Genomic DNA, 24,826 nt, shown 5'->3' with positions numbered 1-24,826 from the left:
AATTCGAGATGACAAAAGATTTTATTCCTAGAAAAAAACGATTTTTAACTTTTATGTTTTTAGCCTGTTTTTCGCTTATATTCATCAGTCCGTTGGGTTCTCAAAGTGAACAAAACAGGAATTTTCCTAGTGGTTCAACTCAAGGAACAACACAGATGAATCCAAATGTCAGAAATTTGAATATTCCAAATGTTGACATAAGGATAACTCAACCTCAAACAGGAAGGCAGATGGCATTTAGCCTTCAACTGCTTCTGCTTTTAACTGTTTTGTCTCTTGCTCCAAGCCTTTTGATTTTGATGACCTGTTTTTTGCGCTTTTCTATAGTTTTGGATTTTATAAAAAGAGCGCTTTCCCTCCAACAAGTGCCACCAACTTCCGTTTTAAATGGAATCGCACTTTTTATGACGCTTTTTGTGATGTGGCCGGTTTTTCAGCAGATTTATTCTTCATCTTTTAAACCCGTAAGCGATGGCGAGATTACGATAGAGCAAGCGTACACACAGGCTGAAAAACCTTTAAAAACTTTTATGTATTCTCAAATGTACAACGACACTTCTTACATAAAAACTTTTATGTCTATGGCTCGCCTTGAAACTCCAAAAACTTTGGACGATGTTCCGCTGTATGTAATAGTTCCTGCCTATATTCTGCACGAACTTACGGTCGCTTTTAAGATAGGAATAATTTTGTACATTCCGTTTATCGTAATTGATATGGTTGTCGCCAGCATATTGATGAGCATGGGTATGATGATGTTGCCTCCTGTTCAAATTTCAATGCCGTTTAAACTCATGCTTTTTGTCTTGGTTGACGGCTGGGGGCTTTTGACTCAGCAACTTTTTATTTCTGTCATCAGATAGGTTGGTAATTAAAAACTGTTTTGGAGGAAGATGAATGAGCATTGGATATATTGTTTCGCTTATGAGAGGGGCGGTCTATCAGGTTTTTGTCTTGTGTGCTCCAATTTTGGGAGCGGCTTTGATTGTGGGACTTATTGTTGCAATTTTTCAGGCGACTACATCGATTCAAGAACAAACTTTAACTTTCCTTCCAAAAATGCTGATAATACTTGGAATGCTTGCACTTTTAGGCGGATGGATGTTTGCAAGCCTCAGAGGCTACACATTCAACCTTTTTTACATGATCCCAGAACTTTCTAAATAGACTTTAAGGAAAGTTTATGCTGGAAAAAATCGTTTACGCAGCACCTTTTTTTATCCTCGTGGCAGCCAGATGTTTTTCTTTGATTTTGACTATGCCGCTTTTTTCTATGCGGACAGTTTCTAGGATTGCAAAACTCGCTCTTACAGGATATTTGGCATATCTTTTATTGCCACAGGTAGATATGTCATCTTATCGCACTTATATCGGAAATGATGGTGCGTTTTCTCTCAATTTTATTTTATTGGTAGCAGGCGAAGTTTTGATAGGAATTACAACAGGTTTTTATGTAAGCATAATCTTTGCAGCTTTTAGCACGGCAGGTCAGTTTTTTGCTTTTCAGATGGGTTTTTCTGCATCGGAAGTTTACGATGCTTTAAGTCAGGTAGAAAATCCATTGATGGGGCAATTTTTTAACCTTATAGCGATGCTTCTTTTTTTGCAAAATCACGGAGCACAGCTTCTTTTTTCGAGAGGGCTCATATCAAGTTTTTCTACGATGAATGCACTCAATATTGTAACTGCCGCAGGACGCAACGAAATTGTAAGCTTTATGCTTTCTGGTTTGACAAAACTTTTTGCAGACGCATTTGTTATTGCCCTTCCTGTTATGGGTGTTCTGCTTTTAGTTTCTATAACGACAGGAATTTTGGGAAAAGCGGCCCCTCAGATGAATTTGCTTTCGGAAGGTTTTCCTATAATGATTTTGCTTTCATTTTTTATAATTACAAATCTTATGAATGTGCTTTCCGATTTTTTTATGAATGCTTTTAATTCTGGTTTTTATGATTTACAAAATTTGATGGCTTTTTTTAGAGGAAGTGGAGGTCAATAAGGATGGATTTTAGTCAGATTGACCTTCAGTGGTTTGCAGCCGAAGACGAAGGAAGAACAGAGGAAGCTTCCGAGTTAAAAATTCAGCGTGCAAGAGAAGAAGGACGCGTTGCAAAAAGTCAGGAATTAAACAGCGCTCTTGTAATGCTTGTATGTGTTATTGTTCTAATAATTGCTGCTCCGTTTTATCTTAGATGGTGTGAGCAGGTTTTAGTTTATTATTTTTCTCAATGCGCAAAAGCAGATTTTACCCAAAAGAAATTTCTCGTGATTTTTTTTATAAACCTTACAAAAATGCTTCTCCCCCCAGCACTTGCAGGAGGGGTTGCAGCCTTTGCAGGAAATTTGATTCAAAATAGAGGATTTATTTTTTCTACAAAACCAATTGAATTTAAAATTTCTGTCATAATTCCTCGAATTGGACAGTATTTAAAAAAGACAATTTTTTCTCCAGAAGGTGCATTTAATGTCGTAAAGCAATTTGTAAAAGTTTTTGCTGTAATTCTCATCGCTTTTATAATAATAAGGGCGAACACAGGCGATATTCTGGCTTTGCTAAAAGTTGGCTCAATACGGCTTGCGGCAGGTCGGGTTTCTAATGCGGCGGCTCAAATTCTTGCCTTTTGTTCGATAGTTTTTTTAGCGCTTTCCATTCCTGATTATTTTGTACAGCGTTATCAATTTTTGCAGTCTTTAAAGATGACCAAGCAGGAAGTAAAAATTGAGTTTAAAGAACAGGAAGGAGATCCTGAAGTAAAAGGAAAACTCCAACAAGCGCAAAGGGCTCTTTTACAGCAGAATCTTCCAAGGGCTGTTGCAGAAAGCGATGTTGTTGTTACAAACCCGACTCATTTTTCTGTAGCTTTAAAATACGATTCTCAAAAAGCAGACAGACCTGTTGTAAATGCAAAAGGACAGGATGAACTTGCAAGGCGGATTCGTGAACTTGCAGACGAAAACGGAATTCCTCGTGTAGAAAATGTACCGCTTGCCAGGGGTCTCTATTCACAAGTGGAAGTTGGTGATATAATTCCTGATGAATTTATAAAGGCTATAGCAGTCGTTTATACACAGATAGATTATCTCGGAAGAAAAAAGTAGGTCAACCAGGGGTGGGGAGTGGCTAACCGTATCACAAATATTTTAAATCAAATCTCAAATCATGCGATTGCAGCCGCGGCAGTTTTAATAGTTTTAATGCTTATCATGCCTGTTACTGGTGCTTTCCTTGATTTTTTGATGATAATAAATGTTGCCGTAGCACTCATCATTTTGTTAGTCGTTCTTTATACTCCAAAAGCTTCTGATTTATCTTCTTTTCCCAGAGTTATACTTTTTTCTACAATCTACGGACTTGCCTTAAATGTCTGTTCCACTCGCTTTATTTTGTCTACTGGCTATGTCGGTTTTGAAAAATTTAGTGGAAATATGATTAAGTCTTTTGCAAATATTGTCGCAGGCAGACAACCGATTGTGGGTTTTGTAATCTTTGTGATTTTGATAATAATTCAGGTTGTAGTAATCACAAAAGGTGCTACTCGAGTTTCGGAAGTTGCAGCAAGGTTTGCCCTTGATTCTATGAATTCAAAGATGTTTGCAGTTGATTCAGAACTCAATTCAGGTTCGATAACAGATGAGCAGGCACGAGAAAAAAAAGCTTCAATTCAGAGAGAAAGCGACTTTTATTCAGCAATGGACGGATCTTCAAAATTCGTAAGCGGTAACGTAAAGGCCGGAATCTTCATCACCGCTATAAATCTAGTTGGTGGAGTTATTTATGCGATGCTTGCAAAGGATATGAGCTGGCAATCTGCGATAAATACTTTTCCCCAGCTTACGATTGGAGACGGACTTTTAAGCCAGTTGCCGTCGTTGTTGCTTTCTGTTGCTACAGGTATTTTGGTTACAGGTAGTAATTCCAACGAAGTTTTAGGAGAAGAGATAAAGAAGCAGTTCAACGTAAGCGGTTCTGTATACATAATCTCTGGCGTTATCTTGGTTTTGATGAGTTTAATCTTTAGAACCACACCATTTTTAATTGTTTCGCTGATTGCTATCGGCGCTCTTTTAATCTATTTTGGCTATTCGATGATAAAAAAGCAAAGGGTGAGTTTCGCAAAAAAATTGGAAGAAGAAGCAAATGCAAAATCAAAAAATCAGACTGGGCAAAATCCAGAAGATGTAAGCCCTGTTGTTCCTCTGGACGCTTTGTGCCTTGAACTTGGAGTTGCACTTTTAGATTTAGTAAATAAAGAAAAAGGCGCTGAACTTCTTGAACGCATAACGCGCATAAGGCGAGAAGCAGCTTTGGATTTGGGACTTGTCGTTCCTCCAATAAGAATACGCGACAACCTTACTTTAGATCCGCAAGAATACAGTTTTAAAATTCGAGGAATAGAAGCTGGTCGTTCAAAGTTAAAGATGGGATATTATTTGTGCCTAAATACTGGAAATGTTTTGGAAGAGATAAAAGGAGAGCCTACAAAAGATCCTGCATTTGGAATACCTGCGATTTGGGTTTCGGAAGACAGAAGGCTTGAAGCGGAAAAAAATAATTATTCTGTAATAGACCCACCAACCATAATAGCAACGCACATGACAGAAATCATTCGCTCTAATGCTGCACAAATTTTGGGCAGGCAGGAAGTTTCTGCAATCATCAAAAAAATCAAAGAAACGAATCCTGTTGTTGTGGAAGAAGTTATGGAAACCTACAAATACACTTATGGCGAGATAGAAAAGATTTTGCAGGGACTTTTAAAAGAGCAGGTTTCAATCAGAAATATAGTTACAATCCTAGAAACGCTTGCAAATTACGGCAATATGCCGCATACGCCTTACATTCTGATAGAAAAAGTGCGTGAGGCGCTGGGACTTCAGATTTGTCTTCAATATGTGGATCCTTCAGACCCAGAAAAGAAATTGAGTGTTGTTCAATTAAGTCAAAGCTGGTCTCAAAAGATAATCGACCATGCGAGTTTTTCAAATGACGGCTCTGATCCTGTTTTAGCTTTTGATCCTGTAGATTCCAGAAATTTTAGAAAGGCAGTTAGTTTAAGCATAGCATCTTTACGAGAGCGAAATTTTGTGCCTGTAATTTTGTGTCCTACATCAGAAGTTCGCCAACTTGTGCATAGCACAATAGAAAGGGAAATGCCAGGAACGGTCGTACTTTCTCTTAATGAAGTTATTGCAGCAGGAAGCAATGTAAATATCGAAATTTTAGGAGAGATAAGTGAATAACGGTAATTTTGATTCTACAGTGCTTACATTGGTAGGAAAAACTTACGATGAAATAAGGCACAAATTATACGAAATGTACAGGGAAGATTATCAGATAGTAGATGTAAAAAATGATTTGCATGAAGGTTTTTTTGGCCTCTTTCAAAAAACTCGTGTAAAAGTTTCCTATGTCATAAAAGATAAGGCACGAAATGAGGCGAGAGCAAGTCAAGAAGATTTTTCAACTGCAAAGGAAAAGCTTTTAAAAACTTCTGGAGTTGATTATTCAAGCCTTGCTGTAAAACAGTATGGTCAAATTACAAATCTTTTGGATGAGTTGACCAATAAAGTCAACGATTTACAGGTTTCTTCTTCGAACAATATTCACCCCTCAATTCAGAAAATTGAGTCGCTCTTGGATGCAAATGAATTCTCTCATTCTTATATAAGTTATATTTCAAATAAGTTAAAAGCGGAGTTTCCTATAGAAAAACTCGATGATTTTGACTTGGTTCAAGAAAAAGTTGTCGATTGGATTGGGCAGACGATTAAAATAGAACCAAAGATTTTTCATAAATCTCCACATGTGATAGTTTTGGTTGGACCTACAGGGCTTGGAAAAACTACAACGATAAGCAAAATGGCGGCAAAACCGATTCTCGAAGCAAAAGAGAATAAACTCGCTTCTCCGATTGTGCGTCTGGTTACGATAGACCACACGAGAGTCGGTGCAGAACAGCAACTTAGAAAATTTGGCGACATAATGAATGTAAGAGTTGACAAGGCTGAAAATTCAGACGATTTAAACGAGATAATCCAAGAATGCAAGGATTCAACCGATTACATTTTTATAGACACAGCAGGTTACAGTCAAAACGATTTTGATAACATCGCAAAAATGAGAAAAATTTTGAGCGTTCAAGGGATTCCATTAGATACTTATCTTGTAGTTGCAGCGTCTACAAAAACCAGCGATTTGACAAAGATAATAGATAACTTTTCTCTTTTTAATTTTAATTCTGTCATAATAACAAAGTGCGATGAAACGACATCTTTTGGAAATATTTTGAGCGTTCTTTTTGAAAAAAATAAATCTGTTTCGTATATAACAAATGGGCAAAAAGTTCCTAAAGATATGCAGAGAGCGAGCGTTGCGCAATTTTTATATAAACTTGCCGACTTTAAAATAAACAAAATCCACATAGACGATATGTTCCCGGAGGAAAATTAAATTATGGAAGATCAAGCAGAAGAATTGCGTGAATTGATGGGAAATTCATCTTCTCCTCAAAAAACAGAAAAAAAGTCCGCTGAAACGGAACATAAAACAAGAATAATCGCAGTAACAAGCGGAAAAGGCGGCGTTGGAAAAACAAATATGGCCGTAAATATGGCAATCGCTTACGCTCAACTTGGAAAAAAAGTCATATTGATTGACGGCGATTTAGGAATGGCAAACGTAAATGTACTATTAAATGTTGTTCCGCAGTACAATCTTATGCAGGTTATAAATCGACAAAAAACTATGTCGGAAATAATTTTGGACACAGAAGTTGGAATAAAGTTCATAGCAGGAGCAAACGGCTTTTCAAAAATTGCAAATCTTTCTGTTGAAGAACTCGATTATTTTGCAAAACAATTTGCTCAGTTAGGAAACGCAGACATAATCATAATAGATACTGGAGCAGGAATTGCAAACAATGTGCTTCAATTTGTTGCAGCAGCGGACGAGGTTTATGTTGTTACAACTCCAGAGCCAACTGCAATAACTGACGCTTACGGAATGATAAAAATCATAACAACCGAATTAGGCGAAAGAAACATAAATATAAAACTTCTGGTCAATAGAGTTCATTCTGCAGAAGAAGGTAAAAAAATTTCAGACAGGATAATAACAATCGTAGGACAATTCTTAAATTACAAAATTGACTACATAGGTTTTGTCTATGACGACTCTGTAGTTGCGGCTTCTGTAATTCGGCAAAAGCCATTTATGATTGTAAATCCAACTTCAAAGCCAGCGCAGTGCATAAAGCACATAGTTGGCAGGATAGAAAAAACGGACATCGCTTCAAGCGAAGGCGTTTCAAGCTTTTTACGCAAATTTTTAAGGAAAAAATAGCATTTTCGTGCAAACTTGACCTTGCTCTTTTTTTGGCTTAATCTTTTTAACAGGGGGAGAAGATATGATAAAAGGAAAATCGATTGGTATATCTGCCAGCTGCGGTTTTGTTTTGTCATTTCTCACTGGAATAATAAGTTCAAACGCTTTTGTAATTGTTTTGTTGCGGGCATTTATATTTGCAATAGTCTTTGCGGCACTTGCAGTTGGAATTTCCCTGATTTATGAAAAATTTTTATCGAGTGGCGAAGAAGTTTCCGAGGTAAAAAGCGAAAAAGCGGTTGCTGGAAATGTTGATATAGTTGTTTCAGATGAAAATTTGGAGGATGATTCTGGGCCACAGTTTTTTGTAGAAAATAATAGGCAAAAATTAAAAGGTAACGAAGTTGAAGAAGAACAGGATTCTACGAAAACTGAAAATCCAAAAATCATTGACCCAGAAAATCCTGTTACAGCAAATCCTGTGTCAGAAAAGCCTGTAAAACAGCAAACTCAAGAAACTTTTGTTCCTGTAAATCTGGCAAACGTTCAAAAAGTATCTTCTTCATCTGCTGCAACCGAAGTAGTTGCACCAGTAAAATCTGTAAACCCTTCTGGTGAAGAAAGCGAGGAAACTTCTGTAAAAGAGGTAGACGATTTACCAAACATAGAAGATTTATCAACAGACGAGAAAAATGATGATATTAATGATATAATTGAAGACAGCGATTTTGCAGCCAGCGCAAAAAGTTCTATTGGCAAATCCTTGCCAAATTCAACAGAAGTCAGCATTCAAAATGCTGATGTTATGGCAGGCGCAATAAGAACATTGCTTTCTAAGGACAAATAATAAACGGTAAAGGGTACTAAGATGGACGCTGAACAGACTCCTATAATAAATGACGAATGCGAAGATAAACTTTGGATTGAATTGAAAAAGACAAAGTCTCCTCAGGTGCGCGAAAAACTGATAAGGCAGTATATGCCGTTGGTAAAATATGTAGCAGGAAAGGTTTCTGTTGGTCTTCCTGCAAGCATGGAGTTTGATGACTTAGTGGGGTTTGGGCAGTTTGGACTTTTGGATGCGATAAATAAATATGATCCTGAAAAAGGTGTAAAATTTAAAACCTATGCGGTAACCAGAATTCGAGGCGCAATCTTTGATGAAATGCGTCAACTTGATTGGGTTCCTCGTTCAGTTAGGCAAAAATCCAGAGAAATAGAAGATACGATAAGCGAACTTGAATCAAAACTTGGGCGAACGGCAACAGATTCTGAAATTGCAAAAGAGATGAATCTTTCCGAAGAAGAATATCATCAGACGATAATGAAAGTAAGTGCGTCCAGTATAATATCGCTCAACGATGTTTGGAATTCTGGAGATGAAGGCGATCACATTTCTTTAGGAGACATGATTGAATCTCCTGCAAGCCTAAATCCAGATGTTCAAGTTGAGCGAGAAGAGATACGAAAAGTCATAATTCAGGCTATAAACGAATTGCCAGAAAAAGAAAAAATGGTAATCGTCCTTTACTACCACGAAGATTTGACTTTTAAAGAAATAGGGCAGGTTCTTGAGGTAAGCGAATCTAGAATTTCACAGCTACACACAAAAGCGAATTTAAGGCTGCGTGCAAGGCTTACAAATTTTAGAAAAGGCATAATGTAAATTTTAGGATTTTGCTGTATGGTTACACTTACAAAACTTAGAGATGATATGATTGAACTGCAAAAAGCAGATCAGAACATAAAGAGTGTAGAAATTCACGCGGATACCTTAGAAGCGGCACTTTCCGACGCTGCCATTCAGTTAAACACAAAAATTTCAAATCTTGAATACGAAGTAAAAGAACGTGGACTTGACGGATTTTTTGGGATTGCAAAAAAACCTTGGACTTTAATCGTCTATCAAAGCGCAGAATCAGTCGCAAAAATTGCAAAAGCAAAAGAATTTCATGCTTTGGGCGTTCAGAGTTTGACCGAAGAAAATTTAAAAATCGACAAGGACGGAGAATTCTTTATTCATCGTTTTGGTCAAGAAATATATCTCAAGGTCAATCTTCCAGTTGGAGAAGGAAAACCTGTAAATGCAAACGAGATTGTAAACGAGTTAAAACGCCCAGATACAAAAGATTTTGATGAAAGCAAAATTAAAAAATATGCAAAGACAGGAACAGAAGGGGTTTACGAAGATATTGGCTCGTATGTTAGAACTCCCGCTAATGATGCGATATTTGTAATTGATATTGCAAAAGATGAAATGAAAGCAACTTGCACTATAAATGCGCCTTCTTTGGGTGGAGCGGACGTAAGCCATAAACAGATAGTAACAGCTCTAAAAAATCAAGGTGTTGTTGCAGGGATTTCTGATGAAAAAATTGAAGCTCTCGTCGACAGACCTGTATACGACATTCCAGTTGTAGTTGCCGAAGCGGTAGCTCCAGTCGACGGACGAGATGCTTACATAGCATATAATTTTGAAACAGACCGTTCGAAAATCCGTGCAAAAGAAGCCGCAAATGGACAGGTCAATTTTAAAGAGTTGAATTTGATTCAAAACGTTGTTGAAGGTCAACCACTTGCACAAAAAATGCTGCCAGAACGAGGAAAAGCGGGAAAAACGATTTTTGGACGATACCTAGAAGCAAAAAATGGAAAAGATATAAATCTTCCTTTGGGTAAGAACGTAAAAGTTGATACAGACGGAAGAACGATTCTCGCTGCTTGCAATGGGCAAGTTCTATTGATAAACGACAAGATAAATGTAGAGCCTATAATGGAAGTTGAAGGCGTAAATATAAAAACCGGAAACATAACTTTCTTGGGAACTGTAGTTGTAAGTGGCAATGTCGAAGATGGCTACGACATAAAAGCGAGTGGAAACATAGAAATAAACGGTGCAGTCGGAGCAAGCCGTTTGGAAAGCGATGGAGATATAATCGTAAGCCAAGGCGTTGTAGGTCGTGATGAATGCGAAATAAAATGTGGTGGTTCGCTTTGGGCGAAATTCATTCAAAATTCAAAAGTTGAAGTAGAAGAAAATATCATCGTAAACGATTCCATAATGAATAGCGAAGTTTCGGCACAGAAGAGAATTATTCTACAAGGAAAACGTGCTCAGATTACAGGTGGTCATCTTTTTGCAACGGAAACTGTTTTGGCAAAAAATATAGGTTCTGCTGGTGGTGGTACAGAAACTATCATAGAAGTTGGAGTCGACCCGAGGTCAAAACGTCGTTTGGCAGAACTGCTTGAAATGCAGGCAAACAATCTAAAAGAACTTGAAGGTCTAGATTTAAATATTCAAACTTTGGAAAATACAAAAAAGATAAGAAAAGTCCTTCCAAGCGATAAAGAAGAAAACCTTAAAAAATTCACGCTTAGAAAAAATGAGATTAAAAACGAAAACGATACTTTCAATAAAGAAATTGAATCTATACAGGCACATCTTAGAGAACTCAAAAATATTGGAAAAGTCTACGCTTCTGGAACTGTATATTCTGGAGTAAAGATTTTTGTCCGCGATGAAAAAGATGAAGTGCGGGCGGATGTTAAAAACGTTACGTTCTACTATGAAGAAGGCTTTGTTCGCAGAGGAAAATACGAACAGCCGACATTTGACGATGTAAAGGGACCGGATGGCTATTCAACCAATTGATTTATCTACTATTTATTCTCAGATGAACAATGTTGCAAAAAATGTTGCACATCAGCAGCAGGGTGCTCAGTTGACCCAAGCCTTGCAGGAATCTAATTTTATTCGCCAAAATGCAGAAATGGCTTCTCAAGTTCATAAAACCGCAGAGGGTGAAGCAAAATCTGCAAAAATCAAAGGCGACGGCTCTGGCGGAGAAAAATCTTTTTCTCAAGAAAATAAAAAAAAAGACAATGAAGACACTCAAGAAAACAAAAAACTCACAGAGATAAAAGAATCCTACTTGGGACAAAATATAGATATCTTGGGGTAAAAGATGGTTGGAATTGCACTTCTTGCATTTTTTCTTTGCGCTATAAATGTAGTTTTTTGGATAATATTTTTAACCAAGTTTAGAAAGCTTTTTTCTACAGACGACATAATTTTGTCGACAAAGCAAGATGTTGCAAAAATACTCGAAGATGTGAACAGGGTAACTTCTCGCGATATAGATTTAATCGAATCAAAGATAAAAACCTTAAAAGCTGTCGTAGCAGAAGCGGATAGGCACATGAGTGTTTTAAAAGCCGAATTTGAAAAAGATATAAAACGAGCGCAATATTCTTCTATTTTGGAATCAAATTCAAAAAAAACTGATAGTTTTAATCATCAAACTTCAATCGAAACTATTTCAAAAAATATTTCTAAAAATTCTTCGTTTGGACACGAAAGTCTTTCTGATTCCTTGCAGTCGACAAGAGCATATTCAATAACAGAAGAAGGTGAAAAACAACTTTCTGGGGGGCAAGGCGAGCTTTTTGCAGAAAAGGAAGAAAGATATGTAACTTCTTCAAGCGGAACGAAATTTACTGTCGACAATGTTGGAGCGAGCGTTGCTTCAATCCCAAAAATTTCAAACATAAAATTTTCTGACAATCCTATAAAACCTAAAAAAAATATAAACGAACAGATAAAAGAGCTTTTTCAGCAAGGCTATTCTGTTGAATTGATTGCACGCGAATTGAATCTTACAACAACAGAAGTTCAATTCTCGCTCGATATGAGCCTTTGACTGTAACGCAATGTTATTTTAAGATTTTTTTATTTTGTGATAAGATTTTTATTAAATAGTTTTTTAACTACAAAAAACAAATATAAGAGAGGCTAGAATGGACACCCACGTTGAAGAACTGATTGATAGGATCAAAAAAGATGGCGTAGCCGTTGCCGAAAACTCTGCTTCTGAAAAAATTGCACAGGCTCAAAAAGAAGCTGAACAGATTGTTCAAAATGCAAAAGACGAAGCGGATAAAATTCTCAAACGGGCAAAAGAAGAAACACAACGCATGGAAAAGGCAAGCGAAGATGCCGTAAAACAAGCTGGAAGAAATCTCCTGCTTTCATTCAAAGACAGTATAACAAAAGAGTTGACTGCCCTTGTTGGCTCAGAAATTTCTACTGCCTATTCAAAAGATTTACTTGCTAAACTCTTGCCGGAAGTGATTAAAGAATGGGTAAAAAATACTTCCGCACAGGATGTTTCGGTTCTTTTAAACGAAAAAGACCTTAAAGAAGTTGAATCGAATCTCAAATCTGCTCTAAAGGCAGAAATTGCCCAGGGGCTTACTTTAAAAGCAGATGCTGGAGTTTCTAAAGGATTCCGTATCGGTATAAAAGACGGCGAAGCGTTCTACGATTATTCTGCAGAAGCAGTAGCGGAACTTTTTAGTGCATATTTAAATCCAAGAGTAAGTGCTCTTATGAAAGAGGCGGCTAAATAAGTGAGTAATCAGTATTATCTTTTGGCACAACTCCCATCTTTTTCGGTTACCGATGAAAAATCAGTTTTGCCAATAACAGAAGAATACTTTTATGACCTCTGCTCTCGCTTTCTCGATGAAAAAAGCCTAAATCGTTTAAAAAATCTTTCTCTCTTGCCGGATAGAACAAAAACTGCAACAGGTTCTGTTTTTCTTGATCGGTGGTACGAAGGTGAAAGAAATCTACGTTTGGCTTTGGCTCAAATTCGTGCACTTTCTATGAACAAGAGATTTAAAGCTGAAAACGAAAGCATTTCGCCTGATGTGATTCAGGCGGCTCGAACTGCAACTGGTATGGATAATCCACTTGCAGCGGAGCGCTTTTTAAATCAGTACAGATTGAATCTGCTCGATAACATTCGTCCTAGCGATGATTTTTCAATCGATGCCGTTTATTTTTACGGACTTCGCTTAAAACTCGCACTGAGAATGAAAAAATTTGACGCAGAAAAAGGTATGTCTTCTTATCATAAAATATATGACAGCATCCTTAGAGGAGATGAATAAATGACGGATACAAAAGGAAAGGTAGTCGGAATTAATGGAAACATGGTTTCCGTCGAATTTGATGGAAATATCTCCATGAATGAAGTTGCCTATGTAAAAGTTGATGATTCAAGACTTAAAAGTGAAGTAATCCGTATTCGTGGAAATACAGCACAACTTCAAGTCTATGAAATGACAAAAGGAATCAGTACAGGAGATGAGGTAGATTTTACAGGCGATCTTCTTTCTGCAGAACTTGGACCTGGTCTTTTAGGACAGGTTTACGATGGATTGCAGAATCCTCTTCCATTACTTGCAGAACAGGCTGGCTGGTTTCTTGAAAGAGGTATATATGTAGATCCTCTTGCTAAAACTAAAAAATGGGCTTTTACACCAGTTGCAAAAGAAGGCGATGTTGTAAAAGCTGGCGAATGTGTGGGAACAGTTCCAGAAGGACCTTTTACTCATAAGATATTTGTTCCTTTCTATTTGCTTGGTTCTTACACTGTAAAATCTATAAAAGCAGCAGGCGATTACTCTATTGAAGACAAGATTGCAGTCCTTGAAGACGAAAAAGGAAAAAAGATTGAAATCGGTCTTTCTTTTAAATGGCCTGTAAAAAGAGCAATAAATTGCTACGAAGAGCGCCTTGCACCTACTGAAACTATGGTTACAAAGGTTCGTCTTATAGACACATTCTTCCCGGTTGCAAGAGGTGGAACATATTGTATTCCAGGCCCTTTCGGTGCAGGAAAAACCGTATTACAGCACACAACATCAAAATATGCTGATGTTGACATCGTAATTATTGCAGCCTGCGGAGAGCGTGCTGGTGAAGTTGTTGAAACTTTGACAGAGTTCCCAGAATTGAAAGATCCAAAAACTGGCAAATCTTTGATGGAACGCACAATCATAATCTGTAATACATCTTCTATGCCTGTCGCTTCCCGAGAAGCTTCTGTATACACTTCTGTAACGATTGCAGAATACTACAGACAGATGGGATTAAATGTTTTGCTTCTTGCAGATTCAACTTCTCGTTGGGCACAGGCCTTGCGCGAAATGTCTGGTCGTCTTGAAGAGATTCCTGGAGAAGAAGCATTCCCTGCATACATGGAATCATACATTGCTGCTTTCTATGAAAGAGCAGGTCAGGTTAGACTTCCAGATGGAAGTGTTGGTTCTGTAACCATTGGTGGTACTGTAAGTCCTGCTGGTGGTAACTTTGAAGAGCCTGTAACTCAGGCAACTCTTAAAGTTGTAGGTGCTTTCCATGGACTTTCTCGTGCTCGCTCTGACGCAAGAAAATATCCTGCAATTGACCCTATTCAATCTTGGTCAAAATATCACGGTGTAATCGATTCTAAAAAAGTTGATTTCTGTTTTGATATAATGAAAAAAGGTGTTGATGTAGGCTCTATGATGAAGGTAGTTGGAGAAGAAGGAACCTCTCTCGAAGACTATCTGTTCTATCTAAAAGAAGAAATGCTTGACGCTGTTTATTTCCAGCAAAACTCATTTGATGGAGTTGATGCAAATGCGACAGTTGAACGCCAGAAGTACGATTTGGACAAAATCATAAAAGTTTTGGGCTCTGATTTTGCTCTTTCTGACAAAGATGAAGCGAGAACTTATTTTAATCAGTTGCGTCAAAAGTTCTTGGACTGGAACTATTCAGAAATGGCTAGTGATTCGTTTAAGAATATTGAAAAAGAAATAGACGAACTCTATTCAGCAAAAAGTGGAAAGCTTACACCTGAAGCTCAATCACTTTTAAATGCATAAGGAGACGGTAGAAAATGAACAAAGTATACAGCAAGATTGAATCGATAACTGGTTCCGTAATAACCGTAAAGGCTGATGGAGTAAAGTACAACGAACTTGCCGAAATAACGACTCGTTTTGGAAAATCTCTTGCAGAAGTCAATAAAATTGATGGAAACATAGTTTCTTTGCAGGTTTTTGCAGGCGGTAGAGGTGTTTCGACTGGGGATCAGATTCGCTTTTTAGGTCATGATATGAAAGTTTCTTTTGGAGACGATTTGCTTGGTCGTATTTTTAACGGTTCTGGGGAACCTAGAGATAACGGTCCTTCGCTTACAGAAAATATGGTTCCGATTGGAGGACCTTCTGTAAACCCTTCAAAGAGAATCTTGGCAGAAAGAATGATGAGAACAAATATTCCTATGATCGATATGTTTAATACACTCGTTGTTTCTCAAAAACTTCCTATTTTCTCAATTTCTGGCGAACCTTACAACCAGTTGCTTGCAAGAATTGCTATGCAGGCGGAAGCTGATGTTATAATTCTTGGTGGAATGGGACTCAAATACGATGACTTTTTGTTCTTTAAGAAAACACTAGAAGAAGGTGGTTCTTTAAGTAAAACCGTAATGTTCATTCACACTGCGGCAGATCCTACAGTAGAATGTATGAAAATTCCTGATATGTCACTCGCTGTTGCAGAACAATTTGCGTTGCAGGATAAAGACGTTTTGGTATTGCTTACCGATATGACTTCTTTTGCAGATAGCATGAAAGAAATTGCAATTACACAGGAGCAAGTTCCTTCAAACCGTGGTTATCCTGGAGATCTCTATTCACAATTGGCATCTCGCTACGAAAAAGCTGTAGACTTTAAGGGTAGCGGTTCTGTAACTGTTTTGGCAGTAACTACAATGCCAGGCGATGATGTAACTCACCCGGTTCCAGACAACACAGGATATATTACAGAAGGTCAGTATTATTTAAAGGGTGGAAGAATCGAGCCTTTTGGTTCACTTTCGCGCTTAAAGCAGAACGTAAACGGCAAGACAAGAAAAGATCATAGAACTTTGATGGATGCTATGATTCGTCTTTATTCATCTTATAAAGATACTTTGGAAAAAAAGTCCATGGGGTTTATGATGTCAAAGTGGGACGAAAAGTTGCTTAGATACGGAGAACGCTTTGAAAAAGAAATGATGGACTTGTCTGTCAACATCTCCCTTGAAGGAGCTCTTGACTTGGGTTGGAAAATCCTTGCCGAATGTTTTGAAAAGGATGAAACTGGAATTAAATCTGAATTGATTTCAGAATTCTGGCCTACAAAGTAATTTTTCGCTACGGAGATATGACTAATGGCAAAAATTAAGTTGACTAAAAATGAGCAGAAAGCACAAAAAGATGCGCTAAAAATGTATCAGCGTTATCTTCCAACGCTTACTCTCAAAAAACAGCAACTTCAATCTGAAATAAGAACGATAGACGCAAAGGCAAAAGAAGTGCGAAAGGCAAGAGTTCGTCTTGAAGAAGAATTCAAGATTTGGATTAGTGTTTTTGGTGAAGAAGATGCCTTTAAAAGCGATATGGTAACTGTCCGAAACATAAAAAAAGGTACAGGAAATATCGCTGGCGTAACTATTCCAATCTACGAGGGAGCCGATTTTGGCAGGGGCGATTACGATTTGTACGAAACTCCACTTTGGCTGGATTTGGCTGCCGACAGAATGGAAAGTGCACTTTCGCTTGACTTGGAAGCGAGCGTTCTTGATGAGCAGGTAGAGTTGCTTTCAAAGGAATTACGCATAACAAGTCAGCGTGTAAATCTTTTTGAAAAAGTAAAAATTCCTGAAGCAAAGTCAAATATCAAAAAAATTTCAGTTTATTTGGGAGACCAGCAGGTTAGCGAAGTTGTAAGGTCAAAAATCTCGAAAAAGAAAATTGACCAGAGAAATCGTGCTGCTTTGCTTTTGCAAACTGGAACTGATGAGGGGGCTCAAAAATGATAGTCCCAATGAAAAAAATCAGCCTTGTTGTTCTTGAAAAAGAAAGGCGACAAGCTTTAAAAGCATTGAGAAAAACGGGTGTTGTTCACGTAGAAGAGTTAAAGGGCGAAAGCGAAGACTTAACAAACTTTAAAAAACAGAATTCAAAAGTAGAAATAGCTGTTTCTCTTCTATCTGAAATAAAACTTAAAAAAACTCAAAATGCGCCAGAACTTGACAGGCAACAGTCATTTGAACTTGCAGACAAAATTCTATCTTTGGCAGAAGAAAAAAAGAATCTTTTTTCTCAAATCGCTTTGGATAAAAATGAGCTTGCAAGGTTTACAAAATGGGGAGAAATAAATCCAGAAGATTTTAAATATCTTTCTTCAAAAGGTGTTCACCTTTGCCTTTTTGAACTACCTGTGGATAAGTACAGTCAGATTGGCGAAAACGTAGATACTTTGCTTGTTGGAAAGGACAAAAATCAGTGCAGGTTTTTCGTAATTTCTGACCACGAGTTAGAAGAAAACGAACGCCCAGATGGTCTTCTTCCAGAAGCTTATAGAATTGTTCTTCCTAAATGTTCTACTTCCCAGTTGAAATCTGCAGTAGAAAAAAATGAAGAGCGCATTGTAAAGATAGACGAAGGAATTGCTTCTTATGCAAAGCATCTGCCTTCTCTAAAAAAAGCTTGTTTTTCGTTTGAAAAAGACATTGAACTTGAAAATCTCTACAGCGGAATGGGCGTTGAAGAATTCGACGAAAATAAGCCTCAGTCTGTGCGCCTTGCTTGGCTTACAGGTTATGTTCCTGCCGAAGATTTTCCACAGGTTGAAAAAACTGCTTTGGAAAACAGTTGGGCAATCGCTTCAAGCGAACCTGCTGAAGATGACAATGTTCCTACAAAACTAAAAAATAATAAATTTGTAAGTTTGATTTATCCTGTTACAGACTTCCTCGGAACTGTTCCAGGATATAACGAATTCGACATCTCAAACTGGTTCTTGCTGTTCTTCACAATCTTCTTTGGAATGATTTTTGGAGACGGCGGTTACGGTTCAATTTTGTTCCTTGCAGGTGTGGCACTGATGCTCACTTCCCTTAAAAAGAAGCAGACTCCAGCTCCATTCGTATTTTTGCTTACGCTTTTGGGCTTTGCAACTATGGTTTGGGGAGCGATAACTTGTACTTGGTTTGGACTTACTCCACAGCAGCTTCCAGATGTTTTGAAAAAGATTTCTGTTCCTGCACTTTCAAATGTTACTTCTTTAAAAGAAGGAATAAAGATGTCTCTTACTTCTTCTACTGGAGCGGTAACAAATCTTACTTATTCAGCATGGGTAAAGGAAAACTTGCAGATTTTCTGTTTTACGCTTGCATTGGTTCAGCTTGCTGTAGCACATGTAAAAGGTCTTGCAAAGAACATAAAATCTCCAAAATTTTTAGGTGATTTGGGTTCTCTTTTGCAGGTCTGCGGTATGTATTACGTTGTTTTGAGCATGGTTGTCGATGGAGTGAGGTTTCCTCTTGGTGTAAGCCCTGAAACTTATTATATTTTTAACGTTATTTCTCTTCCAACTTTAGCATTGGGCTGCATAGCGTTTGGATTTGTGATGAGTTTTGTATTTTCAAATTATGACGGAAGTGTTTTAAAAAGCATTTTGGAAAGTTTGAAAAATATTGTTTCTGTTTTGCTTGGCGTTGTAAACGTATTCTCGGATATAGTTTCTTACATCCGCCTTTGGGCTGTAGCTCTTGCAGGAAGTGCGATAAGTGCAACTGTAAACGAAATGGCAGGACCTTTATTCGGGCATGCGATTATGTTTATCTTTGCAATTCTTATACTTACAGCAGGGCATGGACTTAACATGATACTAAACGTTCTTTCGGTTATAGTTCATGGAGTTCGTCTTAACACTCTTGAATTCTCAACTCACTTGGGAATGAGTTGGACGGGATTTAAATATAAGCCGTTCAGCGAATAAAATAAAAAATCCGATGTAAAATTAGCATCGGAATAAAATATAAAAATTTGTCATAAAGGAGAAATATTATGGAATTTTTAGGACAGTTTGGTAGTGCAATTGTTATGGGTATTGCTGCATTGGGTTCTGCAATCGGTATCATGATTTCGGGTCAGGCCGCAATTGGTGCTTGGAAAAGATGCTACATGGCAAACAAACCAGCTCCATTCATCCTTACTGTATTCGCTGGTGCCCCTTTGACACAGACTATTTATGGTTTTCTTTTGATGCAGACTATGATGGGTTCTGCTGCGGAAGCAGGTTTTAAATTCGGAATTGGACTTATGTCTGGTGTTGCAATGTGCGCTTCTGCGATTGCACAGGGAAAAGCAGGTGCTTCTGGTTCAGATGCTTTAGGAGAAACAGGAAAAGGCTTCTCTCAGTACATTATGGTTGTAGGTCTTTGTGAAACTGTTGCATTGTTTGCAATGGTATTCTCTATGGTTGCATTGGGCTAAAACTCGTAAAAAATATAATTTAGACGGTCATTGTGCTTTTTTTTAGCATGCATGACCGTCTTTTTTTTTATATATGATTATTGTATAATTTTACCATTATGAATAAAGAATTTAAGAAAACTAGAAAGGTTTTTCTTGGTGGGAATGCAAATATCAAAAGAATTTCTGTGGGAGGAGATTCCCCCATTACGATACAAACAATGTGGAAAGAAGGTATCGTAGGTGTAAAAGATGATAAAGAGAAAATTGCACAAATAGTAAAAGAAATAAATAGCCTTCAACTTTTGGGCTGCGACATAGTTCGCTTTGCTGTTCCAGACATGCAAAGTGCAGAAAGTTTTATAGAAATATGTAAGGCAAGTTCAATGCCTTTAGTTGCCGACATTCATTTTGATTATCGTTTGGCGTTAAAATGTTTGGAAGGACCTGTTGGTGCAATAAGAATAAATCCTGGTAATATAGGTTCAAGAGAAAGGGTAGAAGCGGTTGTTAACGGATGTAGAGATAAAGGTGTTCCAATAAGAATTGGTGTTAATTCAGGCTCGCTCCCTCAAGATCTTTCAAAATTGGTGCAAGAAGAAAAAATGAGCAGGGCTGTCGCCTTGAGTGAAACCGCTGCAAGAGAGGCCGCTGTTTTTGACCAGTTGAACTTTGATCAATTTGTAGTGAGCATGAAAGCAAGTTCTGTTCAAGAGACAATAGATGCTAATGAGAACTTTGCTAGCAGATTTGATATTCCTTTGCACATTGGAGTTACAGAAGCAGGACCTTTAATTACAGGTGTTGTAAAATCAACCCTTGCATTCAGTCATCTTTTAAATGAAGGAATTGGAAACACTATCCGGGTGAGCCTTTCATCGACTCCCGAAAATGAAGTTATAACTGGTCTTGAAATTTTACGAGAATGTGGAAAACGAGAAGGTGGCGTAAAACTTGTAAGTTGCCCTAGATGTGGAAGGCTAGGTTTTGATGTTCACGCTTTTATGGACAGATGGCAAAATAAACTCCTTTCTATGAAAAAAGATATAACTGTTGCAGTTATGGGCTGTGTTGTAAATGGTCCAGGAGAAGGAAAGCACGCGGATATAGGAATTGCAGGTGCTGGCGGAAAGGCAATAATATTTAAAAAAGGTGTTACAGTGAGAACGGTTGACGAAAAAGATGCCGATAATGTCTTTGAAGAGGAATTAGCATCTTTATGACAAAAAAAAATTACATTATCCTAATAGTTCTGTTTTTGATGTCTTTTTTTGCTCTGAATGCAGAGTCTTTGCTTCCTTCATGGAAAATTTTGGAACAGGCGCAAGTTCAATTTGATTCAGGAAATTATGGCGAAGCATTAAAACTTTCAAATTCTGCTTTAAACACAAGGAAATCTGAAATTGCAGAAGAATATAAAACTCTTGACATTGCCTTGACCCCTGCTCAGGTTAGAAGAGTTGGTGTAGAGTTTAATAAAGTTTTGGAAGTTTTAAAAGAGCGTGAACAAAAAAAAGCGATTTCTATCATTACAAAATATTTGAATCTTTACGGTGAAACTAAGTTTAAAGATGATGTTCACGTGATGCTTGAATGGCTAAAAAATAAAGATTCGTATCCAGAGGCAAATTATCTTATCGGCAAGATTTATAATCTTGAAGGAGAATACGACATCGCCCTTGATTTTTATAAAAAATCGTATTTAGAAAAAGAATATTTAGATATTCCAGATGTGGAATACGATATTTTATATTCAATGGCTTTTCTTTTTAAATTAAAAAATGATGAAGAATCATTTGAAAAAACTTTGCTTCTGATTTTGGCAGGAGATAAGGCATTTAATGATGAACTTTTAAAATCTTCAATTTTGAGAACTATAAATTCAGACAAAGCGGAAAATGTTGATAGACTTTTTTTCTTATATAGAGCAACGGCAAACAATTCTTTTAAAGCTCTATATGAACTCGGAAATTTGTACGAAAATCGGGGCGATGAAAGACAGGCGCTCTTTTGTTCTGCACTTGGAAGTTTGGAAGCATTCACACATATTCTTTCCATAATACAAGAAAGAGATTCTCATTTTAATTACACGACATACAAAGCATTTTTAGAGGAATGTTCAAAATACGAAGAAATTGTAAATTGGGGAACTAAAAACAATATCTGGGAAACTTTTTTTATCTTTACAAACAGAAGCGCAAAACAAGGAAATATTTTGTTCGCAAAAAAGATGTATTCAGTGCTAGAAACTTCTATTCCTGATGATTACTACAAAAAATTGGCAGGAAAAATGCTTTTGAGTGGCGAATAGTTAGTAATGCAATCCTATTCCAATGCTTATTTCTAGGGCAGAACCTTCGCTTCTCCAGGAATTATCAAATAATTTTGAAACTACTTTATTTATAATTTTTCTTCCGCCGTCGATACCAGCACTTGCCCTTACAACGAGGCTACGCCATTTTTTTGGATAGACTAAGACTTCAATTCCGCCTGCATACCATCCATCTTTTATAGCAAATGTTTTTCCTGTAACTTTGTTATGAGTCAAAGCAAAGTCAATAAAAGGATTTATCTGTAATTCAAAATCAAAAAATCTCATCCATTTAAGGCGATTTGAAAATGCTGAGTCTTCACCAAATATAAAATCATTAAAAGCAAGCCAGTCTGTAGTAATTATGTGAATTGGAAAATCGATATTTGCAATTATCGCTGCATTTGTTGAAAGTGCTTTTTGTGCGCTACCAGAAAAACCTGCCGCTTGCCAAGCCGAATCATCATAGGTTTGGTTGTCTCTAATACCTCGAAGATATGACCCAATCTTTTCTGTCTTATTCAAATAATAAAAACCTATAAATCTCGCATTTATTCCAATGTTTGAAAGGCAATAAAATAAATCCATCTCTCCTTTTGAGCCAAAGTAATAATCGTTTCTTTGATAATTGTATCCTGCAAATTGACTGAGCGAAAAAGTTGAACCTTTTCTAAGATTTTCGTACCAATTAACTCTTCCTGAAGAAAGTCCGTGTCCAAACTCTAAACTTGGGCTTGAAAGATCATCGTTTTGCTCATTGATGCCATTTTTATCCCAGTTTATAGTAAATGATGAATAGGGAGTCCACTTTACATCGCCATAATTTTCTATCTCTGCGATTTTTAACGGAAGCGAAAATTTTGCAAATTCTGTGAAATAAAGCTCATCATCGTATTCTGTATAATCAAAATTTTGCACAATGCTTTGTGTTAAGTCCAATTTTAAAGAATAATTTTTAAAAGGTAGTTCAAAAGTAAAACCTGTTTTATAAGAGAATTCTGGTTTATCTTTTCCTATTGTCCATTCAAAAGACATCTTATTGTTCCAACTGGAATCAAAAATTCCTGCCTTAAATGGATAGTCATAATCAAAGTCAATTCCAAAAGAAATATCATTTTCATCTGTTTTACTATTCTTTTCTACTGCAAAATTTAGAGCAAAATCTAATGTTTCAAGGGTCCCTAAGAAATTTGTATCCTTTGCTTTTAATTTTAAAAGAAAGCCATCATTTGAATTATACTTTGGATATGGAACCAAGAGAAAATGTTTTGAATCAAGTGTATTTATAATGAGAGTTACGTTAGAAATTCCTTGCTCATCCAACTGATTTTCGTATTTTAGGTTGATAATTGAAGAAGCAAAGTTTCTTTCGTTATTGAACAGTTGCCTTAAATTTTCGACATAGCTATTCAATTCATCGTAAGATTCAAAAATTCTTGTCTTATTTATTTTTATCCCTTTCTCTATAGCATATTTTTTTGTCATTCCAGAAATGTTGTATTGTACATCGCTTATTTTGTATCTTTCTGCAAAAGACGAAAAAATTGATATAGCAAGTACAGCAAAGACGAGAAATCTTTTCATCAGTATGCACCTTTTCCTTTTATAACAACATAAACGGTTTTTATTATTATCCAAATATCAAGCCATACAGACCAATTTTGAATATAATATGAGTCGAGAGTTATCCTCTCTTCGTATCCGGTGTCGGAGCGACCAGAAATCTGCCACATTCCGCTCAATCCAGGATTAACTGTAAGGATAAAATCTGCCTTACTGCCGTATTTTTCAAGTTCTGGTTTTGTAACAGGACGCGGACCTACAAAACTCATATCGCCTGTTAGCACATTAAAAAATTGAGGGATTTCATCTAAACTTGTTTTACGTAAAATTTTCCCAATTTTTGTAACGCGAGGGTCATTAGAAAATTTTCTGTCTTTTTCCCATTCTTTTGCCATAACAGGATCTTTTAAAATTTCTTCCAAGCGTTTATCAGCATCAATCACCATCGAACGAAATTTCCAGCATTTAAACTCTTTTCCATCTTTTCCAATTCTTTTGTGTCCATAAAAAATCGATCCTTTGCTTGAAAGTTTTACACAAAGGGCAACGATTAAAACTACAGGAATTGTTATTGGTGAAGAAACTAGGAGCAAAAGAATATCCACCAAACGTTTTACAAAAAGACTAAAAGGTTTTGTAAGGTTATGAGTTGAAGAAAAACCCAAGACGCCACCGAAATCCCTTATATTTGTAAAAACAGTATTTATATCTTGCGTTTTAGGAATAGTTATCGTGTATCTAAAATAAGAATTGATGATTCTAGTATCGTTTAGTTCCCAGTCCGTAATTATTGCAACTTTTATTCGAGTTGCCTTTACAACTTCTTCAAGCTCTTTTGAATAGGAATAAACTGGAATATCCTTGTACATATAAGGATTTATGTTTTTTTGACAGATAATTAAAGCTGGTTTGTAGCCCAAATCTTTTCGATTTAAAAGGCGGTCAACTATAAAAAAAGAATTTTCATCTTTTACGATTATAACCGCAGGAACCCCGAACCATCTTTTGTTAGAAAAAATATGCCTTGAAAGTTCTCTCCCAGATGGAAGAAAAACGAGGGCAAAAGGCGAGGCTAAAATCAAGGCGATTACCAAAGGCCATTTATCGTCTACTTGTTCAACTGTTATAGAAAGCGCAATTCCGACAAAAACAAAAAATGAACAGATTCCGAATTTTTTAACTTCATCGGCAGGTGGGAGCGAAATTCCAGGATATAAACCTGCTGCATAAAAAACGGCAATCATTGGAGGAAGATAAACCCAATAAGTTACAAACGATTTAAAATTTATCCAGTGATAATTTATCAAATTGACTATAAAAAAGGAAATTCCTATTGAAAGCATGACCATAAGACAATCGCTTATTGCAAGGATAAAACCCGAAGTGAATGAACTTGTTTTCCAGTATTTTAAGTTAAAATAATTTAGGTAATCCTTTTCTGTCATCTTAAATCTCATTATATAAGAAAACCGCTTTGTAGT

Annotated in this window: 23 protein-coding genes; 21 read left to right on the top strand and 2 right to left on the bottom strand. The window is 36.8% G+C overall.

Translation table 11 applies throughout. The annotated features are described in order from the left end of the window. The first annotated feature begins 8 nt into the window (after positions 1-8). The 21 genes from fliP (at position 9) to FXX65_RS01525 (ending at position 21,782) form a co-directional block, all read left to right on the top strand. The gene (gene fliP / locus FXX65_RS01625) at positions 9-863 is read left to right on the top strand and encodes a flagellar type III secretion system pore protein FliP (RefSeq protein WP_246104327.1); all 855 of its coding nucleotides are present in this window, start codon (positions 9-11) and stop codon (positions 861-863) included. 34 nt (positions 864-897) lie between these two features. Then, positions 898-1,167 (top strand): flagellar biosynthesis protein FliQ, encoded by a 270-nt coding sequence (gene fliQ, locus FXX65_RS01620; RefSeq protein ID WP_147614801.1) that lies wholly within the window; start codon positions 898-900, stop codon positions 1,165-1,167. 16 nt (positions 1,168-1,183) lie between these two features. Next, the gene (fliR, locus tag FXX65_RS01615; protein WP_147614800.1) at positions 1,184-1,999 is read left to right on the top strand and encodes a flagellar biosynthetic protein FliR; all 816 of its coding nucleotides are present in this window, start codon (positions 1,184-1,186) and stop codon (positions 1,997-1,999) included. Between the two features lie 2 nt (positions 2,000-2,001). Then, complete coding sequence (locus FXX65_RS01610) at positions 2,002-3,099, top strand: EscU/YscU/HrcU family type III secretion system export apparatus switch protein (protein WP_147614799.1); 1,098 nt, start codon at positions 2,002-2,004, stop codon at positions 3,097-3,099. An 18-nt stretch (positions 3,100-3,117) separates the two neighbouring features. Then, positions 3,118-5,241: a flagellar biosynthesis protein FlhA gene (locus tag FXX65_RS01605; protein WP_147614798.1), complete on the top strand. Its 2,124-nt coding sequence runs from the start codon at positions 3,118-3,120 to the stop codon at positions 5,239-5,241. Then, entirely contained in the window at positions 5,234-6,451 is a 1,218-nt protein-coding gene (locus tag FXX65_RS01600; protein WP_147614797.1) for a hypothetical protein, read from the top strand. Before FXX65_RS01605 ends, FXX65_RS01600 begins: the two co-directional genes overlap by 8 nt. A 3-nt stretch (positions 6,452-6,454) precedes the next feature. Further along, on the top strand, positions 6,455-7,342 hold the full coding sequence (locus FXX65_RS01595) for a MinD/ParA family protein (protein ID WP_147612432.1): 888 nt from the start codon (positions 6,455-6,457) through the stop codon (positions 7,340-7,342). 64 nt (positions 7,343-7,406) lie between these two features. After that, positions 7,407-8,171: a hypothetical protein gene (locus FXX65_RS01590; protein ID WP_147614796.1), complete on the top strand. Its 765-nt coding sequence runs from the start codon at positions 7,407-7,409 to the stop codon at positions 8,169-8,171. A gap of 21 nt (positions 8,172-8,192) precedes the next feature. Next, positions 8,193-8,990: an RNA polymerase sigma factor WhiG gene (whiG, locus tag FXX65_RS01585; RefSeq protein ID WP_147612434.1), complete on the top strand. Its 798-nt coding sequence runs from the start codon at positions 8,193-8,195 to the stop codon at positions 8,988-8,990. An 18-nt stretch (positions 8,991-9,008) separates the two neighbouring features. Continuing rightward, positions 9,009-10,979 carry a FapA family protein gene (locus FXX65_RS01580; RefSeq protein WP_147614795.1) on the top strand — a complete coding sequence of 657 codons (1,971 nt, stop codon included), beginning with the start codon at positions 9,009-9,011 and terminating at the stop codon, positions 10,977-10,979. After that, positions 10,960-11,289, top strand: a complete 330-nt coding sequence (locus FXX65_RS01575; RefSeq protein ID WP_147614794.1) for a hypothetical protein — start codon at positions 10,960-10,962, stop codon at positions 11,287-11,289. The genes FXX65_RS01580 and FXX65_RS01575 overlap by 20 nt, the downstream gene beginning before the upstream one ends. 3 nt (positions 11,290-11,292) lie before the next feature. Then, positions 11,293-12,027 (top strand): hypothetical protein, encoded by a 735-nt coding sequence (locus FXX65_RS01570; RefSeq protein WP_147614793.1) that lies wholly within the window; start codon positions 11,293-11,295, stop codon positions 12,025-12,027. A gap of 97 nt (positions 12,028-12,124) precedes the next feature. After that, a complete protein-coding gene (locus FXX65_RS01565) occupies positions 12,125-12,736 on the top strand; it encodes a V-type ATP synthase subunit E (protein WP_147614792.1) in 612 nt (203 codons plus the stop codon). Continuing rightward, positions 12,737-13,282, top strand: a complete 546-nt coding sequence (locus FXX65_RS01560; protein ID WP_147614791.1) for a DUF2764 family protein — start codon at positions 12,737-12,739, stop codon at positions 13,280-13,282. Further along, positions 13,283-15,046: a V-type ATP synthase subunit A gene (locus FXX65_RS01555; protein ID WP_147612440.1), complete on the top strand. Its 1,764-nt coding sequence runs from the start codon at positions 13,283-13,285 to the stop codon at positions 15,044-15,046. A 14-nt stretch (positions 15,047-15,060) separates the two neighbouring features. Further along, on the top strand, positions 15,061-16,356 hold the full coding sequence (locus FXX65_RS01550) for a V-type ATP synthase subunit B (RefSeq protein WP_147612441.1): 1,296 nt from the start codon (positions 15,061-15,063) through the stop codon (positions 16,354-16,356). A 24-nt stretch (positions 16,357-16,380) separates the two neighbouring features. Beyond that, positions 16,381-17,028, top strand: coding sequence for a V-type ATP synthase subunit D (locus FXX65_RS01545; protein WP_147612442.1), 648 nt, complete (start codon positions 16,381-16,383; stop codon positions 17,026-17,028). Beyond that, positions 17,025-18,995, top strand: a complete 1,971-nt coding sequence (locus FXX65_RS01540; protein ID WP_147614790.1) for a V-type ATP synthase subunit I — start codon at positions 17,025-17,027, stop codon at positions 18,993-18,995. The genes FXX65_RS01545 and FXX65_RS01540 overlap by 4 nt, the downstream gene beginning before the upstream one ends. 68 nt (positions 18,996-19,063) lie before the next feature. Further along, complete coding sequence (locus FXX65_RS01535) at positions 19,064-19,492, top strand: V-type ATP synthase subunit K (protein WP_147612444.1); 429 nt, start codon at positions 19,064-19,066, stop codon at positions 19,490-19,492. A 98-nt stretch (positions 19,493-19,590) separates the two neighbouring features. Continuing rightward, on the top strand, positions 19,591-20,694 hold the full coding sequence (gene ispG, locus FXX65_RS01530; protein ID WP_147614789.1) for a flavodoxin-dependent (E)-4-hydroxy-3-methylbut-2-enyl-diphosphate synthase: 1,104 nt from the start codon (positions 19,591-19,593) through the stop codon (positions 20,692-20,694). Further along, a complete protein-coding gene (locus tag FXX65_RS01525; RefSeq protein ID WP_147614788.1) occupies positions 20,691-21,782 on the top strand; it encodes a tetratricopeptide repeat protein in 1,092 nt (363 codons plus the stop codon). Before ispG ends, FXX65_RS01525 begins: the two co-directional genes overlap by 4 nt. Here the strand turns inward: FXX65_RS01525 and FXX65_RS01520 are convergent, their stop codons facing one another. After that, complete coding sequence (locus tag FXX65_RS01520; protein ID WP_147614787.1) at positions 21,783-23,366, bottom strand: hypothetical protein; 1,584 nt, start codon at positions 23,364-23,366, stop codon at positions 21,783-21,785. It abuts the gene before it with no gap. Next, the gene (gene wbaP / locus FXX65_RS01515) at positions 23,366-24,790 is read right to left on the bottom strand and encodes an undecaprenyl-phosphate galactose phosphotransferase WbaP (RefSeq protein WP_147614786.1); all 1,425 of its coding nucleotides are present in this window, start codon (positions 24,788-24,790) and stop codon (positions 23,366-23,368) included. The genes FXX65_RS01520 and wbaP overlap by 1 nt, the downstream gene beginning before the upstream one ends. Positions 24,791-24,826 lie beyond the last annotated feature (36 nt).

The sequence above is a fragment of the Treponema pectinovorum genome (assembly GCF_900497595.1).
In the GTDB taxonomy this organism is placed as follows: Bacteria; Spirochaetota; Spirochaetia; order Treponematales; family Treponemataceae; genus Treponema_D; species Treponema_D pectinovorum.
This window is presented reverse-complemented; position numbering and strand designations above follow the sequence as displayed.

Bases quoted from the DNA above. Each gene is read 5' to 3' on its own strand.
- fliP (WP_246104327.1), top strand. From the start codon at position 9: ATGACAAAAGATTTTATTCCTAGAAAAAAACGATTTTTAACTTTTATG.
- fliQ (WP_147614801.1), top strand. From the start codon at position 898: ATGAGCATTGGATATATTGTTTCGCTTATGAGAGGGGCGGTCTATCAG.
- fliR (WP_147614800.1), top strand. From the start codon at position 1,184: ATGCTGGAAAAAATCGTTTACGCAGCACCTTTTTTTATCCTCGTGGCA.
- FXX65_RS01610 (WP_147614799.1), top strand. From the start codon at position 2,002: ATGGATTTTAGTCAGATTGACCTTCAGTGGTTTGCAGCCGAAGACGAA.
- FXX65_RS01595 (WP_147612432.1), top strand. From the start codon at position 6,455: ATGGAAGATCAAGCAGAAGAATTGCGTGAATTGATGGGAAATTCATCT.
- FXX65_RS01590 (WP_147614796.1), top strand. From the start codon at position 7,407: ATGATAAAAGGAAAATCGATTGGTATATCTGCCAGCTGCGGTTTTGTT.
- whiG (WP_147612434.1), top strand. From the start codon at position 8,193: ATGGACGCTGAACAGACTCCTATAATAAATGACGAATGCGAAGATAAA.
- FXX65_RS01580 (WP_147614795.1), top strand. From the start codon at position 9,009: ATGGTTACACTTACAAAACTTAGAGATGATATGATTGAACTGCAAAAA.
- FXX65_RS01575 (WP_147614794.1), top strand. From the start codon at position 10,960: ATGGCTATTCAACCAATTGATTTATCTACTATTTATTCTCAGATGAAC.
- FXX65_RS01570 (WP_147614793.1), top strand. From the start codon at position 11,293: ATGGTTGGAATTGCACTTCTTGCATTTTTTCTTTGCGCTATAAATGTA.
- FXX65_RS01565 (WP_147614792.1), top strand. From the start codon at position 12,125: ATGGACACCCACGTTGAAGAACTGATTGATAGGATCAAAAAAGATGGC.
- FXX65_RS01555 (WP_147612440.1), top strand. From the start codon at position 13,283: ATGACGGATACAAAAGGAAAGGTAGTCGGAATTAATGGAAACATGGTT.
- FXX65_RS01550 (WP_147612441.1), top strand. From the start codon at position 15,061: ATGAACAAAGTATACAGCAAGATTGAATCGATAACTGGTTCCGTAATA.
- FXX65_RS01545 (WP_147612442.1), top strand. From the start codon at position 16,381: ATGGCAAAAATTAAGTTGACTAAAAATGAGCAGAAAGCACAAAAAGAT.
- FXX65_RS01540 (WP_147614790.1), top strand. From the start codon at position 17,025: ATGATAGTCCCAATGAAAAAAATCAGCCTTGTTGTTCTTGAAAAAGAA.
- FXX65_RS01535 (WP_147612444.1), top strand. From the start codon at position 19,064: ATGGAATTTTTAGGACAGTTTGGTAGTGCAATTGTTATGGGTATTGCT.
- ispG (WP_147614789.1), top strand. From the start codon at position 19,591: ATGAATAAAGAATTTAAGAAAACTAGAAAGGTTTTTCTTGGTGGGAAT.
- FXX65_RS01525 (WP_147614788.1), top strand. From the start codon at position 20,691: ATGACAAAAAAAAATTACATTATCCTAATAGTTCTGTTTTTGATGTCT.
- FXX65_RS01520 (WP_147614787.1), bottom strand. From the start codon at position 23,366: ATGAAAAGATTTCTCGTCTTTGCTGTACTTGCTATATCAATTTTTTCG.
- wbaP (WP_147614786.1), bottom strand. From the start codon at position 24,790: ATGACAGAAAAGGATTACCTAAATTATTTTAACTTAAAATACTGGAAA.